The organism is Wandonia haliotis (genome assembly GCF_039523435.1).
GTDB lineage: Bacteria > Bacteroidota > Bacteroidia > Flavobacteriales_D > Crocinitomicaceae > Wandonia > Wandonia haliotis.
In genome coordinates this window covers 422511-439272 of record NZ_BAAAFH010000022.1, presented here as the reverse complement: position 1 = coordinate 439272, position 16762 = coordinate 422511, and the positions used below count along the sequence as shown (strand labels likewise).

Annotated in this window: 13 protein-coding genes; 10 read left to right on the top strand and 3 right to left on the bottom strand. The window is 40.6% G+C overall.

Annotation, left to right across the window (positions count from 1 at the left end):
- Window positions 1-86 precede the first annotated feature (86 nt).
- The 3 genes from ABDZ97_RS14625 to ABDZ97_RS14615 are packed head-to-tail and all read right to left on the bottom strand — an operon-like array spanning window position 87 to window position 3169.
- Complete coding sequence (locus ABDZ97_RS14625) at window positions 87-1955, bottom strand: glycosyltransferase family 39 protein (RefSeq protein WP_343789299.1); 1869 nt, start codon at window positions 1953-1955, stop codon at window positions 87-89.
- On the bottom strand, window positions 1939-2691 hold the full coding sequence (gene rlmB, locus ABDZ97_RS14620; RefSeq protein WP_343789296.1) for a 23S rRNA (guanosine(2251)-2'-O)-methyltransferase RlmB: 753 nt from the start codon (window positions 2689-2691) through the stop codon (window positions 1939-1941). Before rlmB ends, ABDZ97_RS14625 begins: the two co-directional genes overlap by 17 nt.
- A gap of 46 nt (window positions 2692-2737) precedes the next feature.
- Complete coding sequence (locus ABDZ97_RS14615) at window positions 2738-3169, bottom strand: Fur family transcriptional regulator (protein ID WP_343789293.1); 432 nt, start codon at window positions 3167-3169, stop codon at window positions 2738-2740.
- 82 nt (window positions 3170-3251) lie between these two features.
- Here ABDZ97_RS14615 and ABDZ97_RS14610 point away from each other — a divergent pair, with 82 nt between their 5' ends.
- The 10 genes from ABDZ97_RS14610 to ABDZ97_RS14565 form a co-directional block, all read left to right on the top strand.
- Window positions 3252-5600: a TonB-dependent receptor gene (locus ABDZ97_RS14610; protein ID WP_343789290.1), complete on the top strand. Its 2349-nt coding sequence runs from the start codon at window positions 3252-3254 to the stop codon at window positions 5598-5600.
- Between the two features lie 23 nt (window positions 5601-5623).
- Window positions 5624-6238, top strand: a complete 615-nt coding sequence (gene bioD, locus ABDZ97_RS14605; RefSeq protein WP_343789287.1) for a dethiobiotin synthase — start codon at window positions 5624-5626, stop codon at window positions 6236-6238.
- A 25-nt stretch (window positions 6239-6263) separates the two neighbouring features.
- Window positions 6264-7532 (top strand): adenosylmethionine--8-amino-7-oxononanoate transaminase, encoded by a 1269-nt coding sequence (bioA, locus tag ABDZ97_RS14600; RefSeq protein ID WP_343789284.1) that lies wholly within the window; start codon window positions 6264-6266, stop codon window positions 7530-7532.
- Window positions 7533-7614: 82 nt separating this feature from the next.
- Window positions 7615-7977, top strand: a complete 363-nt coding sequence (locus ABDZ97_RS14595; RefSeq protein ID WP_343789281.1) for a DUF6249 domain-containing protein — start codon at window positions 7615-7617, stop codon at window positions 7975-7977.
- The gene (locus ABDZ97_RS14590; RefSeq protein WP_343789278.1) at window positions 7974-8528 is read left to right on the top strand and encodes an RNA polymerase sigma factor; all 555 of its coding nucleotides are present in this window, start codon (window positions 7974-7976) and stop codon (window positions 8526-8528) included. Before ABDZ97_RS14595 ends, ABDZ97_RS14590 begins: the two co-directional genes overlap by 4 nt.
- A gap of 2 nt (window positions 8529-8530) precedes the next feature.
- Window positions 8531-8908: a hypothetical protein gene (locus ABDZ97_RS14585; protein WP_343789275.1), complete on the top strand. Its 378-nt coding sequence runs from the start codon at window positions 8531-8533 to the stop codon at window positions 8906-8908.
- A gap of 103 nt (window positions 8909-9011) precedes the next feature.
- The gene (ffh, locus tag ABDZ97_RS14580) at window positions 9012-10361 is read left to right on the top strand and encodes a signal recognition particle protein (protein ID WP_343789272.1); all 1350 of its coding nucleotides are present in this window, start codon (window positions 9012-9014) and stop codon (window positions 10359-10361) included.
- A 443-nt stretch (window positions 10362-10804) separates the two neighbouring features.
- Window positions 10805-12439: a helix-turn-helix domain-containing protein gene (locus ABDZ97_RS14575; RefSeq protein ID WP_343789270.1), complete on the top strand. Its 1635-nt coding sequence runs from the start codon at window positions 10805-10807 to the stop codon at window positions 12437-12439.
- A gap of 346 nt (window positions 12440-12785) precedes the next feature.
- Window positions 12786-13448 carry a hypothetical protein gene (locus ABDZ97_RS14570; RefSeq protein WP_343789267.1) on the top strand — a complete coding sequence of 221 codons (663 nt, stop codon included), beginning with the start codon at window positions 12786-12788 and terminating at the stop codon, window positions 13446-13448.
- A 2-nt stretch (window positions 13449-13450) separates the two neighbouring features.
- Window positions 13451-16762: GEVED domain-containing protein (locus ABDZ97_RS14565; protein ID WP_343789264.1), on the top strand; the 3312-nt coding region annotated here is incomplete at its 3' end.

The window sequence follows — 16762 nt, the reverse complement described above, 5'->3', positions numbered from 1 at the left end:
GTTTTTCAGAATATCGAAAGTACAGATGTATTTTAGTATTACAGCAATTTACGCGAAAAAAATAACAATTATAAAAGCAGGAATAATTAATAATTCGGGTTAACGACGTAAATATGCGGGGGATGCACAAAAAGAGGTTTCTTTTCGGGGTTCCAAAAGTACAGATGAATTTCGTCGTTTTCTTTTGCCGTTTCCGGAATTTCGAATGCGATAAAGAAAGAATCTGACTGTTTTGTTTCCAGTCGAATCTGATCCCAGGCCTGATAGTATAAAGGTTGTTCATCCTTGATACGCATTTCACCCTGATTTTCCAGTACAGCAACGAAAGGAAGTGAAGTCGTCGCACTATCATACCATCCTTTAGCTTCTACAAGAATATAAGTTCCCGGTTGTCTGAGCTGCTTTACCGGTATGCGAATATCTCCGAAAAACTCTTCTGATAAGGTGTCTTTCTTCCATTGTGTAAAAAGCTCCGGAGAGTTGGATGAGTTATAATTGTGTTCAAATTTTCTACTAAATCCCGGAGATTTTTCCCAGACAGAAAAATCAGCATTAAAGAAATCCTCGTGCCGGACGACTTTCGGATATTTTCTGCGAATGATTTCATATAAAACAGGATGATGACGTCGGTTTAAGCGAGCCAGCATGACATATTCTTCTTGTTCCGCATTCTGAATCAAATCGGATAGATGATATATTTCTTCTGTTTCTTCGATCAGTGTCATTTCGAAATCCTGCGACATGTTTTCTGCCCGACCGTAGTAATTCAGGTAATTTGTATTAGTTACATTGACCAGTCGTATCATCTTGTCTGGGGCAATTTGTTGGTCATATTCGGAGATAAGTCCGGCAACTTCCCGGAAAGGTTCAAAGTGAACCGGACGGGTCAATTTTCCTAACGTCAGTGAGTGTATGGAAAGTAAAACACAAACAAGTACCAATAAGCGGGTATATTTTTGTAAATCAATAGAACTTAGCATGTGTCCAAGCCCAAGAAACAGAAAACCGATGGTAAAGAGTTGTCCGGGTTCTCTCAAAATAGGAGTGTAAAGAATAGATACAGCGTGTCCAGCAAAGTAAATGCCAAAAAAAATCAATAAAGGAAAGGCCGTTAGCTTATCTATTGCCTGTTTATGAGCATAATAAGCAAAAGAAATTCCCCCGGCAATCAGTATGAACAAAAGCTGCGAATCGTTGAAGTACAGTTTAAAGAATTCAAAAAGCCAAAAAGAGCCCGGTTTTCCTAACCAACCCAGCCCCCCTTTTGAAAAATGGTGCAGTGTTAGATCAATATGAGGAATGAAAGCAATGAGCGCCAGTATTCCAGTGATAATAAATCCGGTTAGTTGTCTTTTATTGAGATAAAACAGGGTGATAAAGGAAATGATAGCTGCGCAAACAAAGGCATAATAATGCGAGTACATTGACCCCGTAAGTCCAATGAAAATAAGCAGTAAGCCTTTGAAATAAATTGGTTTTTCAGTTTGATTTCTGTAATCAAGAATGCCATAAACAAGTAGCGTGATAAAGAAAAATCCGGGTGCATACGGCCGACTGAGCGAAGTATGGAGAATCGGGAAAACAAATATTGAAAGACCTGCAACAGCCAGTAAAGCAGCTTGCTTTGAAAAAAAACGAATTCCGGTTTTGTACAACAAAGCGATTCCGCCAAGACCAAATAGCACGGCAGGCAGACGAAATACAAAGGCTGAGTCTCCAAACCAGTGAACCCAGTAGGTTAACAGGATCTGAAAGAAAGCGGGGTGCATATCTCCACCTACACCAACGGAAATAAGTTCACTAAAGTCATGAACATTTGTCCGGTTCCAGGCACTTAGTTCGTCATGAGACATTCCCTGGGTAAGTAGAAAAATCAGCCGGAGAATAATTCCGACTGAGAAAATAATAAAGAAACCGTAGTGTTCCCTGAATGTATCTTTAAGCTTGTTCTGCATGATTTTGCTGCATTGCTTTTTCGTAGAGGACGATACCTGCTGCTACACTCACGTTAAAAGAAGATATCGCTCCGAATAACGGAATTTTAGCTCTTTTGTTGCAGTATTTCATGACTTCGGGAGAAATCCCGTTTTCTTCAGACCCCATTACAATTGCCGTTGCTCCTGTGAGGTCAGTATCGGGGAGAAGACCTTCTGTTTTCTCCGTGCAGGCCACAATCTTAAAATCGTATTGTTGAAGCATAAGAAGAACATCCTGCAAGTGATCTTCACGACATACAGGAATTCTATTTAATGCCCCGGCAGAAGTTTTAATTGCATCCGGCGTAATTTGTACCGATCCGCGAGCCGGAATAATGATAGCATGAACACCCAGACATTCAGCCGAGCGAGCGATTGCTCCGAAATTTCTTACATCCGTAATGCGATCAAGTACCAGTAAATTAGGTGTTTTTTTCTCTTCGAGTAGTGACTCAACAATATCCACCGTTTTGTAATACGAAACCGGAGATATGAACGCTACTACTCCCTGATGATTATTAGCAGTTACTTTATTAAGCTTTTCAACCGGTACAAACTGAAGATTGTAATCTTTGCCTTTCAGTGTCGCTTTCAATTCGTTGAAAAGTTCCTTGTTCATTCCTTTTTGAATAAGGATTTTATTCAATTCCTTTCCTGCTCGGATAGCTTCAATAACGGCACGTACACCGAAAATGTAATCTGTATTTTCTTTCATCTGGATAATCTATAAGTCAAAAGTAAGGAATTGGAACGAAAAGAGGTTATTTACCTGCTTTTTCATTACAGCGGGCACATTCTCCCAAAATCAGGAAATTGGCTTCCTTCTGCGAATAACCGGCAGGAAGGGAAACTTTGGGTTGATTACTGTCATCCAGACATTCTGTTTTTTGACATTTAACACACTTAAAATGAATGTGCTCATGGTTGTGTCCATGGTCATCGTGACAGTGATCTTCGCACAACGCATAACGTTCCAGTCCGGTTTCATCAATAACCTTGTGGATCAGCCCCTTTTCCTCAAATGAATGCAGAGTTCGGTATAAAGTGACCTTGTCCAGATCTCCCGAAAATTCTCCCAGTAAATCGTGGATAGAAAGACCCAGACCAGGGTTCTTCTGAAAGAAATCCAGAATCGAAATTCTTCCGTCTGTGATGCGTAAGCCTTTTTCTTTAAGCCGATTTGCCAAATCCATGTTCAAAATTAGCGAAAATTAACCAAAGCGTAATCCCGGGACCTCTAAAATTATCTTTATATTTGCAACAGGATTGCATATAATGAAGATACTGGTATTCTTTTTACTGCTACTTTCTTTCTCTGTCGCAGGGCAGACGTATTCTCTGAAACTTGAAGTCAGGTCAGAGGAAGATCATGGTTTAATTCCGGGAGCAAAAGTGGAATTGGTTGAAGACCACCAGAAACATTATCTGGCTGAAGGCACATTGGAAATAGAGGTGCAACACCCGACTCATCACCTGCATATTACTTCTTTGGGTTACGAGACAGTCGAAATGGATATTGACCTGGAAAAGCAAACAGCATATACTGTATATATGCACCTGACCTCTATCGAACTAAAGGAAGCAATTGTACAGCATGACATGGTGAGTTCTTCGGACAGGAACGCATCTATTACAATCACAGGAGTGGATCGTGATGCCTTGTTGTTATCGAATGCAGGAAGTTTCGCTGAAAATTTGGAGTCAATTCCGGGGATTTCTTCGATTAATGTTGGAGTTGGGATTGCAAAACCTGTTATACGGGGATTGTCCGGTTTGCGAATACAGGTTGCGGATGCCGGTTTGCGTCAGGAAGGTCAGCAGTGGGGAAATGACCATGGACTAGAAATGGATCAGTACGGCATTGAGCGTCTGGAAGTGATCAAAGGACCTGCTTCAGTTGTTTTCGGACCGGATGCAATGGGAGGAGTTATTCACGTATTACCGGAAGTATGGACCCCTGAAGGGCAGATGCATATTGATTTGTTGGGAGGTGGGAAAACAAATAACGGAACAGGGTTTGGCTCAATAGGGATCAAAGGAACAAAAAAGAATGTCTTTTTTAGTTTGCGTTCCAGCTATAAAGATTATGGTGACATGGCGATTCGTTCGGATTCGTTTAACTACAATACGTTTCGTTTACCGGTTTATGAAGAGCGATTAAAGAATACAGCGGGAAATGAATTGAATTTTTCCGGGGTAGTAGGGTACAAAGGAGATTGGGGAAAGGTATTTGTTAAAGCAAGCCAATACCGCCTGAAGCAGGGATTGTTCAGTGGGGCTATCGGAATTCCACAGGCATACGGATTGGGACATGAAGATGATTACCGGAATATTGAGTTACCAGCTCAACATGTGGTTCACACAAAAGTGGATGGTCACGGGCAGTTCCGGGTGCGTAGAAACCTGATTTCGGTTGATGCGGGGTACCAAAGAAATAATCGACTGGAGAAATCAATGGCGCATTTTCACGGATACTCCCCGGCAATTACATCAGATACGGCACATCGGTTTTTGTTGGAAACCTATCAGTTGCGTACTTCTGTAAAAACGACCTTCAATGTTGCAACAAAACTCACGTATGGTCTGAGTTTACTGTATCAGGAAAACAAAATAGACGGATTCGAATACCTGATTCCGAATTATCGATCAGCTGAAGGAGGTGTATTCGTTTTGTTAGAACATAACTTTACGAAAAAATGGGCGACCAACTTCGGAGTTCGGGGAGATGTAGCAAAAATTGTCTCGGAAGAATACCGTAAACCGGTATATGATCAGGATTTGAATGTTGTGGGAGAAAATCTGCTTTCTCCGGATATAGACCGTTTTTTCTTCAATGGAGGTGCACAGGCAGGGTTTAGTTATCATCCCAATCACAATTCCAATATCAAATTCAATTTTGGAAAAACCTATCGGTTTCCCAGAGCCGTTGAATTGGCTGTCAATGGGGTACATCACGGAACTTTTCGCCATGAACAGGGAGACGCAAACCTTCAAACAGAAAACGGATATCAGTTTGACTTGAGCTACGAGTTTCACACCAATACCTTTTTACTGACGTTGTCTCCTTTTTTCAACTATTACCAGAATTTTATTTTTCTGAGAGCTTCAGGAGCTTTTTCTCCCTTACCCGATGCCGGACAGTTGTATAAATACACGCAGGCAGATGCTTTTCTTACCGGGGGAGAGTTGTTGGTTGAATATCATCCATGGAAATGGTGGCATATAGCAGCAAAAACACAATATGTATATGGGTATAACCTGAATTCTTACCGGAATCTCCCTTTTATTCCCCCGTTTGAAGCCACGTTGGAATTTGATTTTATTATGGAAATGAAAGGGAGATTAGAAAAACTCTTTTTTAAACCTCAGGTTACCGGAGTGACTGCGCAAAATAAGGTGGACGTAAACGAGAAAACGACTCCCGGATTTTTTTTGCTAAACGCTGATGTCGGAGCAACTATTCAACTGACTAAAAAGCAAAAGGTGATCGTGTCACTGGGATTCCGAAATATATTGAATACACCCTATTACAGGCATCTAAGTCGATACAGGATTCTGGATTTGACTGAACAGGGATTCAATTTGGTTGGTTCGGTTCGTTTTCCGCTTCAATTCGCTTTTTAATGAATTGTCCATACCTTTGAAGGATGGATTCGAAAGTATATTTTATTACCGGAATTGGTACAGATGTTGGAAAAACGGTTGTCTCGGCGATTGTTTCCGAAGCGCTGCAAGCAACGTATTGGAAACCCATACAATCAGGTTCGGTAGAAGGGACAGATCGTAAAACGGTAGAAGCGTTGTGTTCTGATGCGGTCAAAACACTCCCGGAAGAATATATCTATGAAGCTCCGGTATCTCCGCACCTTGCAGCAGAAATGGAAAACAGCGAAATTGATGTTTCCCGGTTATTACTTCCCGATGTTAAAGGAAATCTTGTTGTTGAGGGAGCAGGAGGACTACTGGTACCGATAACCAGGGGTTTTTTATTTGCAGATTGGATTAAAACGCTTAAAATTCCTGTTATCGTCGTTTCCAGACATTACCTGGGAAGTATCAACCACACGTTACTGACTGTGGCGCAATTGAAACAGCTGGAGGTGCCTGTGGCGGGTATTATTTTCGTAGGGGTGGAAAATACAGATACGGAATCAATCATAGAACAACATGCACAAGTCCCTGTTTTGGGACGGATTCCGGTTGTGGATGAGCTGACACCGGACTTCATTGCTACCGAGGCAAAAAAATTAAACCTGTCCTGATCCGGATAATAAAAGATTCAGAAATATGAGTACTGATATACTGGCAAGAGATAAAAAATACGTTTGGCATCCGTTTACGCAAATGCAAACAGCACCCGACCCTATTGTGGTGGTGAGAGCTAAAGATGCGATATTGACAGATGAATCCGGTAAGGAATATATCGACGTGAATTCATCCTGGTGGGTGAATGTGCATGGTCATGGACGTCCCGAGTTAAAAAAAGCGTTACAAGAGCAATTTGATGAAATCGATCACATTATTTTTGCGGGAGCAACCCATCCCAAGGGAATTGAACTCTCGGAACGAATCTGTAAGTTGCTCCCGGGCAATTTTTCAAAAGTATTTTTCTCAGATGATGGTTCGACAGCAATTGAAGTAGCTTTGAAGATGGTGTTCCAGTTTTGGCACAACCAGGGACAACCCAAACGCAGAATAGTAGCATTGGAAGGAGCCTATCACGGTGATACATTCGGGGCGATGTCAATAGGGCAAAGAGGATACTTTAACGAACCGTTTGAACATTTCTTTTTTGATGTAGACTTTCTTCCTTTTCCGGATGGAACGAATACGGATGAGGTGATTCGAAGAGCGAATGAGTTAGCGGATTCGGGAGAAATAGCAGGCTTGATAGTCGAACCTTTGGTGCAGGGGTCAGCCGGAATGAGGATGTATTCCGAAGAGGTGTTGGATGAGCTAGTCAGAATTTTCAGAAAAAAGGGAGCGAAAATTATTTTTGATGAAATCATGACCGGTTGGGGACGGACAGGAAAAATGTTTGCGATGGAATACTGCACAGAATTGCCGGATATAACATGTGTATCCAAGGGATTGACAGGAGGGGTGATGCCTTTGGGACTTACCATTGCAACTGAAGAGATTTATACTGCATTTTTATCGGAAGATAAATTGAAAGCACTGTTGCATGGTCATTCATATACAGGGAATCCATTGGCATGTGCGGTTGCCTGTGCAAGTATGGATATTTTTGAAACCGATGAATCCAAAGAAAATATCCGAAGAGTAGCCGGGAAAATGGATGATTTTGCTAATCGGCTTTCCAGGCATTCCGGATTCACAAATATACGTGTGCGGGGAACCATTTTAGCCGTAGAACTGGTTGTGCCGGAACAAACGGGATATTTCGCTTCCGTACGAGACAAAATCTATCAGCATTTTCTGGATCACGGAATTTTGTGTCGTCCTTTGGGGAATGTTGTCTTTTTTAATCCACCCTACTGTATAACGGACAATCAGCTAGAGAAGTGTTTTGCTGCTTTGATTGATTTTCAGTAAATTTTCAAAAAAAGTAAGAAAATTTGTAACCTCTTTTTATTTCCTGTTGTCAAAGAGGCAGAAACAATAAAAAACAACAAAAATGGAAATTGAAGGAATTTTAGCATTATTAATCCCGTTTGCAGCAATGGCAATGGCTTTTGGAATTGTCTATTTGAACAGAACACAAAAGACAAAAGAGAAACTGGCGATGTTGGAGAAAGGATTCTCTCCCGAAGAGATCAAATCCGTGTATGAAGCTAAAAGTAAATCGGAGGCCAACTCAGGTTCGGGAAGTAATCCATACCTGTGGATTGGAGCCGGAGTAGGCTTGTTGGTAGGGCATGCTTTGACACTACTCATTCCTATAAATAATACGCTTGCCTATATGACCTGTGCTTTTCTTTTTGCGGGAGTTGCTTTACTTATTCAACGTAAATACGATAATAAAAAATTGAATAATTGACAGACTCGGAACTTATTGATCGGGTTTTAAAAGGGGAAAGGCATGCATTTACCATTCTGGTAAACAATCATAAGGACATGGCTTTTTCTTTGGCACTTCGAATAACAAAGAGTGAAAATCTGGCGGAAGAGGTAGCGCAGGATGCTTTTTTGAAAGTATACACTGCGCTTTCCGGGTTTCGTAAAGAATCCAGATTCACAACATGGTTGTACCGGATTGTTATAAACGCTGCTTACACGAAACTGAGAGAGAAAAAACCGTATGAAAAAGTTCAGTTTACAGATAACTTTATCGAAGTCGAAACCGGGTTGGATGGCTTTGATCGGTTGTCGGTAAAAGAACGGGGAGAAAGTATCAAAAAAGCCCTTGGAGAACTGGAGAAAATGGATGCTGTTATCCTGACTTTGTTTTACCTGGAAGAATATTCGGTCGAAGAAATGGTAGAGACAACAGGATTTTCCAAAGCAAATGTCAAGGTAAAACTGCACCGCGCCCGTAAAAAACTGGCGGAGGTTATTGAGAAAAAATATGTTGAACTTCTGAATCAGTAAACATGAAAGAAGAATTGAAAGCAAGTTTTCGGGAAAGCTTTGTTCAGGAAACGAATGCTGATTTTACAGAAAAGGTTTTGAAGAAAATTGAGGAAAGAGAGCGGATTTCCTGTCGACAACCGGAGCGAGCCGGACTTTGGGTATATCTGATTGTATTTGCCATTATAGGACTTCCGCTTGCATTGGTGATCGGGTATGCCATTTCTTTAAGTCTACCGGTTCAGATCCCGGATTTGGAGGTGAAATTAATCAGTGAGTCGGAAAGCAGACGGATTGGTAACTTTTTTATTGAGATTATGCCCTATACACTCTTTTTACTTGTTTTTTGTTTTATCTCTTTTTGGGAAACCCTAAGACGAGGGAGAAGAGTGAAGATCTGACAGGAGCAATTAGTGCGGTTATTATTTCCTGCAATGACAAAAACAAACTTCGTTATTTCTCCCAAAATCACTAACTTTGACCCCATAAATTGAATTCAGGGAAATGTTTGAAAATCTTACGGACAAAATAGAGAGAGCCTTTAAGGTTCTTAAAGGACACGGACAGATCACAGAGATAAATGTCGCAGAGACACTGAAAGAGGTGAGAAGAGCCTTGCTTGACGCGGACGTGAACTTTAAAACAGCGAAAGAGTTTACACAGTCTGTAAAAGAAAAAGCGCTTGGACGTAACGTATTGACCTCAATATCTCCCGGTCAGCTTTTGACTAAGATCTGCCACGAAGAGTTGGTAGAGTTGATGGGTGGGGCAGAAGCCGAACTACAGTTCCAGGGAAGTCCCGGAATTATCCTGATGTCAGGATTGCAGGGATCGGGTAAGACTACTTTCTCTGGAAAACTGGCTAATTTCCTGAAAAATAAGAAAGGTAAGAAACCTCTTTTGGTAGCCTGTGACGTATACCGTCCGGCTGCAATAGACCAGCTGCACGTTTTAGGTGATCAGTTGGGAATCGAGGTTTTTTCAAATAAAGAAGAGAAAAATCCTGTAAAAATTGCTGAAGCTGCAATTCAGCATGCAAAAAGCAACTCATTTAATGTTGTGATTGTCGATACGGCAGGTCGTCTTGCTGTAGATGCAGAAATGATGGATGAAATCGAAGCCATTAAAAAGGCTTTGAATCCGACAGAGACCTTATTCGTGGTCGATTCCATGACGGGGCAGGATGCTGTCAATACAGCTAAAGCGTTTAATGACCGGATAGATTTTGATGGTGTTGTTCTTACCAAATTGGATGGTGATACCCGTGGTGGTGCGGCGCTTTCTATCAAAGCAGTAGTTGACAAACCGATTAAGTTTGTTGGTACCGGGGAGAAAATGGACGCATTGGATGTTTTCTATCCGCAACGTATGGCAGACCGTATTCTCGGGATGGGAGACGTTGTCTCTCTGGTAGAACGGGCTCAGGAACAATTTGATGAAGAACAGGCTCGTAAACTGCAAAAGAAAATCCAGAAGAATCAGTTTGATTTTAATGACTTCCTGGGGCAGTTGCAGCAGATCAAAAAGATGGGGAATGTAAAAGACCTTTTGGGGATGGTTCCCGGAATGGGAAAAGCATTGAAAAATGTGGATATTGAAGATGATGCGTTCAAACATATTGAGGCGATTATTCATTCGATGACCCCTGCGGAAAGATCGAATCCGGCATTGTTGAACGGAAGTAGAAAGAAACGAATAGCAACAGGTTCCGGAACAAGCATTCAGGAAGTAAATAAATTGATCAAACAGTTTGATGATACTCGTAAAATGATGAAGGTTATGGGGAACAAACAGGAAATGATGAAAATGATGAAGCAAATGAAAAACATGCCGGGCGGAATGCCGGGAATGTAATTCACCTTGATATCGAGAATGGAAGAGGAGTCATAAGTTGGCTCCTTTTTTTATGGATTACGAATTCACTACCAGTTTGTATCCTACTCCACGGATATTAACGATGCGGATACGCTCATCTGCCTCCAACTTCTTACTCCGATTTGAGAAACTGTAAAAACTAATAAGTAGTCAGGTTCAGTTGAGAAGATTTTGGCGATTTTTGTTACGAATTACGCACGTATTTTCTGAGTTGTTATTTTTTGGTCAGAATGATCTGAATTAAAATATTGGTAGAAACAACAATAACATTTTTGTCTATATTTGAAGCCTTTATTTGTTGAGTGGGTTTTACTTTGGAATAGAGTAAAGTTTAATTCAATGGAAATGAGGATAGAATCCACCTAATAAAAATCACAATTATCTTAAGCTACAGAAGATAATTTCAACGGTATAGACAAAGTATGTTAACACAAAAACACGAAGTAACTTTGTTCTCTTTACGGAGGAAAGGATTAACGGTTTCGTTTTTATTCATACTGGTTATACTAATGATAGGGTGTGGCAAACTCTCTAAAACGGAGAAGGGATATGTAACTGATAAAGTTTTCGATAGTATTTATTTCGAAACAGCAGTTACTATTGCTGCTTTAGACCTGAACCGGGCAATAGATATTTCAGATTCGCTGTATAATCATTCAGTATCGGAAAGACATAAGTTAAAAGCTTTAATGTTGTCTTCTACTCTTTTTCAGCAAAAAGGAGAAATTAAAAAATCGATTCAATATGCTGAAATGGCGGATCAAATTGCAGTTCGGAATAAATTCTATGACTGGGAGGCAAGAATAGCAGGGTTTTTATCTACGCAATACAGAAATCTGGAACTTTTTGAACAGGGAGAATTTTATCTTGAGAAAGGGAAAAAAGTTAGTGATAAAATTAAAGAAGAGCAGCAAAAAGTTGTTTACCTGGGAATGATTTACGAGGAAACGGCGTATTACGAAATTGAACATGGAAATTATGAGGCAGCTTATAAAGCTGCTTTAACAGCTGAAGAGTACTTTAATCGTATCACTGACGAGACGAACAAAAACTATTTTTTTGCAACCAATGAGGAATTGTTTGGGAGAATTTGTATCGGGTTAAAAAAATGGGACGAGGCACTGGTGCATTATAGTAATTCTATGGAAAGTCTCAGTAATGTAACGCAGCGGGATGCTGTACTTAGCTGTTTTGTGTATAGCGGACTGGGAAGGGTATATCTTGAAAAAAAAGAAACGGACTTAGCGATAGAGAATCTAAGAAAGGCGGAACAACTTGTTGAGAACTCCAATCATCTGGAGTTGAAAGTAGAGGTGTATAAAACATTATCGGATTATTTCAGATGGGTCGGGAATTACAGTGAGTATACAGTATATCATGATAAATATATGGATGCTTTTCAATTGAGTGAAAAGAAGAAAAAGCAATCCATTGATAACTTTATCAGTTCTGTTCAGTCTCGTGAGCGGATATTGTCTTTCAACCGGAATGTTTTGCTTACGTTGTTATCCGTATTGTTGGTTGTTATGATTTCCAGTATCTTTTTTTACCGACGAAGTAAAAAACGTGATTTTGCACGTTTCAAAGCGGTGATGAAAAAAATACAACAAGAACAGCTGAGTAAAACAGCGACGGAATCGGAATCTGTTGAGAAAAAAGAGCAAAAAAAGGTCCGGAAAAAGATTATGTCGGAAGCTGTCGAATCTAAACTACTTAATGACCTGGAGGAGTTTGAAAAAGGAATAAAGTTTACTGACAAACAAATTTCCCTTCCTGTTTTGGCAGGTATTCTGAATACCAACACAAAATATTTATCGTATGTACTAAATACGCATAAAAATAAAGATTTTAGTACCTACATTAATGAACTTCGGATTAACTACATTATTAAAAAAATGGAAACAGACGAGACGTTTCTTCATTATAAGTTAAGTGTATTATCCAATGAATGCGGTTTTTCTTCGCACAGTAAATTTTCAGCTGTTTTTAAATCAGTGACCGGTTTTTCTCCCTCTGCTTTTATTTCCTATCTGGAAAAAAGTAAAAACGAAAAATAGACGAGTATTTATCATCAATTGAATAGTTGGTTCGAACCCCGTTTGGGAATCTCAAAAGAGTATGTATTCTCTTTTTAACAGTTATTCCTTTTTGTTTTCCGTAAGTAGATTATGGATCATTGTAAAAGAATGAAAATGTTCTTGTGAAGTTGTTTCCATTCTACTTTAGAATCCAACTCAATATTCAGATATTTCTTTTCCATGTACACTTAACCAATTGGTTTAAAACTTATTTAGGCTGTCTGTATTCCTGAATATGGATAGTATTCTTCTTTAATATAAGACGTAAATACTAAATATTTGCACTCCAACAATTAGGCACACTTAAATTAATCAATAATATAAAATGAAACGATTACTTACATTGTTAGGAGTCTCGTGCTTCTATTTTTTTGCGGATGCAGGTCCGACTCATAATACATGCGGGGACGAAATTAGTCTTATCCGGCATCATTATTCAATAAGCTATGGCGATACTATAGAGGCAGGTGTAGCTCTGGAGCACGAAATAAGTACTACCTGGAGCGTTTCTCCTGCTTCGGGCGTAAACAAAGCTTCAGGATCGGGAAAAACAACAGGTGATTTAATTTTTTCTCAACCGGGAAAATATCAGATCACATTCCAGATTCCTGCGCATGGAGACCATCCAGCAAAAACGGAAACAGCTCTTGTTGAAGTGAGTAATGTGAAAATGATATTTGATACACAGAAGATCAGCTTTTCAAGACCACTTACAACCGGAGATGCCTCGGGAGTAATAATGACAGTTCCTGTGGAAGTGAAAACATATGACAGTAAACCATTTGACTATACCACGCGTGAGGTACAAACAACAGGAGTGGGACGTGTTTCTTCGCGTTTGAAAGATGGAAGAGCCATGCTAAAAGAGGGGCAGAACCTACTACCCTTTGAATTGTCAGGATCCATATCTCAGCGGGGAAACATTCAGTTTCGTGTTTATGATGATAAAGGTGAAGCTGTTTTTTTTAATTATTCAATAACAAACTAAACATGAAGAAGAATTTACTTTTCAGTAAAGCAAAATACTTATTTCAGCTTATTGGAACTGGTTGTTTGGCTTTGTTTACAACCAACGGATACACACAACAGTCGGGGTGTAATCCCCTTCAACCGTATGATCAGATTCAGTCAGGTTTTCACACCACAATTGCTACACGCCCGGATGGTACATTTCTGATTTGGGGTAGTGGTGCTCATGCGAATGGAAACGGGAGTAATACAGTTAATCATTTAACTCCTGTTCAAATCGCTCCAAATCCGGGAACGCCTTCTGAAGATTATGCATATACGGGAATTCCTTTATTTGCAACACTTGCCACTCGGGTTAATACCGCTTTTCAAGGTTTTATATTATCTACAGACGGTTTGTGGTCTTGGGGTGCAAACAGTGTTGCTGTAGGTACAGGATTGGATAATGTGGCCGGGTTTTCTCAGATAGATATGCCTGTTGGAGTTACTCCCCTGGATGTGAAAAACATGTCTGCTGCATTTGGTGCGTTGGTAATACTTACTCATTCAGGAGATGTATGGGTAAGTGCTACTCACTCATCATTTAATGGAATTGGAGGAACTACACCTGGAGCAGGGGATAATTACTGGTCAAGAGTAACCAGAAGTATTACAGGAAACCCTCCGCTAAGTGGGGTGACAGAGTTTCGAATAACTTCTGCTGGTGCTTTTGCAGTGACTACTACAGGACAATGGTATACATGGGGGCCAGCAACTTATTTGGGAGACGGTTCGGCTGTAACTGAACGTAATCGGGCTACTCCAATGACAAAGCCTTTTATGGGAAGTCCTGTAATGATAGCTATGACACGGGATTGTTCTACTACAAATCCATCAAGTCTTCCTTCCTCAACACGAGCAAGTTATTTTGCAATTGATCCCGCAGATGGAAAATTATATGCACTGGGTGGTAATACCAGCGGACAATTAGGTCAGAATAATACAGCTGAGTCTACGGGGTGGGTGCCTGTTCAGAACCCTACAAATACAGGAGACCTTGATAATGTAACCTTTGTAGCAGGAAATGATCATGATGCATGGACTACGCAAACGGGAGCAGTAGCATGTATTCTAACCAGTGGGGAAGTGTATGCCTGGGGAAGTAATAATAACGGAATGGTTGGTGGACCAACAGGGACCTCTTTTTATTCTTTACCAAGAATTCCTCAGGGGTTTAATCCCGGAGATATTGCTACATATGTAGAGGTAGGAGGACATACAACAGCAACAATGAAACAGTGTGCTACCCGCTATTGTTATGTTGGACATAAAATCAATGGTTCGATGGGGGATGGAGTTAACTCCGGAAGCCAAATAACAAGTTTTGATTGTGCAAATACTCCGGAAGGATTTATTTGTGGATCAAGTACGTATGATGCCGGTGATGCTCCTATTTCTTATGAAAATGGAAATCCTGCAACGCATTATTATGTTTGTGGAGATGAAATCTATTTAGGGACATTGCCTCCTGATCCTGATAACGGAATGAATAATAATGTCGCATCAGGAGCTAATAATATGGGGGCCAATGGTGATAATGCAAATGGTGCTGATGAAGACGGATTGGTTGAGGCAACACTAATTCATACAGCTACAAATCCGAACTTCTCAACTACATTAACCTACATGAATAATTCTTCTGATCCGGCTAATATTTATGCCTGGATTGATTGGAATGATGATGGGGTTTTTAGCGAAGATGAAAGTTTTATTGCAACAGGTCTTACACCGGATGTTAACCCTCAAAACATAAATCTGAGTTGGACTGGAATTACAACTTCTTGTGGTTACAAATACATGCGTATCCGGATTTCTACAAATGAATTGATAGATGATCCGGGAACAACGAATATTGACGAAAGAAGCTTCTCGCCTCTTATTCATGGAGAAGTAGAAGATTATTTCATAGATGTAGATATTGCTTCAAATCCGTCAGGTGATTGCGATGGAGACGGAGTAACGAACGGTGATGAAATAGCGGACGGAACCAATCCAAATGATCCATGTAGCTTTATCATTACCAGTCAATCTCTTACTCCTGATACAAATTGGGCTACAAGTGATTGTGATGGGGATGGTGTAATCAATGGAACTGAAATTATAGATGGAACAAATCCTCTTGATCCGTGTGATTTAGTAGCGTCCAGTATTACCCTGGCTCAATCTAGTATTTGGTTGGATGGAGATTGCGACGGAGATGGGGTGATTAATGGCGATGAAGTAACGGACGGTACGGATCCGAATGATCCATGTGATTTCATTGTTGCGAGCCAAAGTATTCCACCGGCTGCAACATGGGAAAATGCCGATTGTGATGGAGATGGGGTTACAAATGGGACTGAGGTTACAAATGGAACAGATCCTCTAAACCCATGTGAATTGGTTTTGGCTAACCAGACACTGACACCTGATGTGGCATGGAGTTCCGGTGACTGCGATGGAGATGGTGTGACCAATGAAGATGAAATAACGGATGGGACTGATCTAAATGATCCGTGTGACTATTCGATAACAAGTATAACCTTAACACAAGGTGGTGACTGGAATAATGTGGATTGTGATGAAGATGGAGTGACAAACGGAACCGAGATTACAGACGGAACAAATCCGAATGATCCATGTGATTATAGTGCTGCAAGTCAGGTGATCACAAATGTAGGCGCTATGTGGAATACTGCTGATTGTGACGGAGATGGTGTAACCAATGAAGATGAAATCACGGATGGTACGAACCCGAATGATCCGTGTGATTATACAGTATCAAGTGTAACTCTACCTCAGGGAGGTGATTGGAATGCTGCTGATTGTGATGGAGACGGGGTGACCAATGGTGACGAAACCACTGACGGAACGAATGTGAATGATCCATGTGATTACACAGCTGCTAGTATAACTCTACCTCAGGGAGGAGACTGGAATGCCGCTGATTGCGATGGTGATGGTGTAACCAATGAAGATGAAACAACGGATGGAACGAATCCAAATGATCCTTGCGATTACACAACATCTAGTATAACATTGACTCAGGGTGGAAGCTGGTTAGCAGCTGACTGTGATGAAGATGGAGTAACGAACGGTGACGAGCTTACAGATGGCACAGATCCGAATGATCCATGTGACTATAATGTTTCCAGTCAGGTAATAGCAAACGTTGGTGCAATGTGGAATGCTGCCGATTGTGACGGCGATGGTGTGACCAATGGTGATGAAACCACCGACGGAACAAATGTGAATGATCCATGTGATTACACAGCAGGAAGTATAACATTACCTCAGGGAGGTAATTGGAACGCT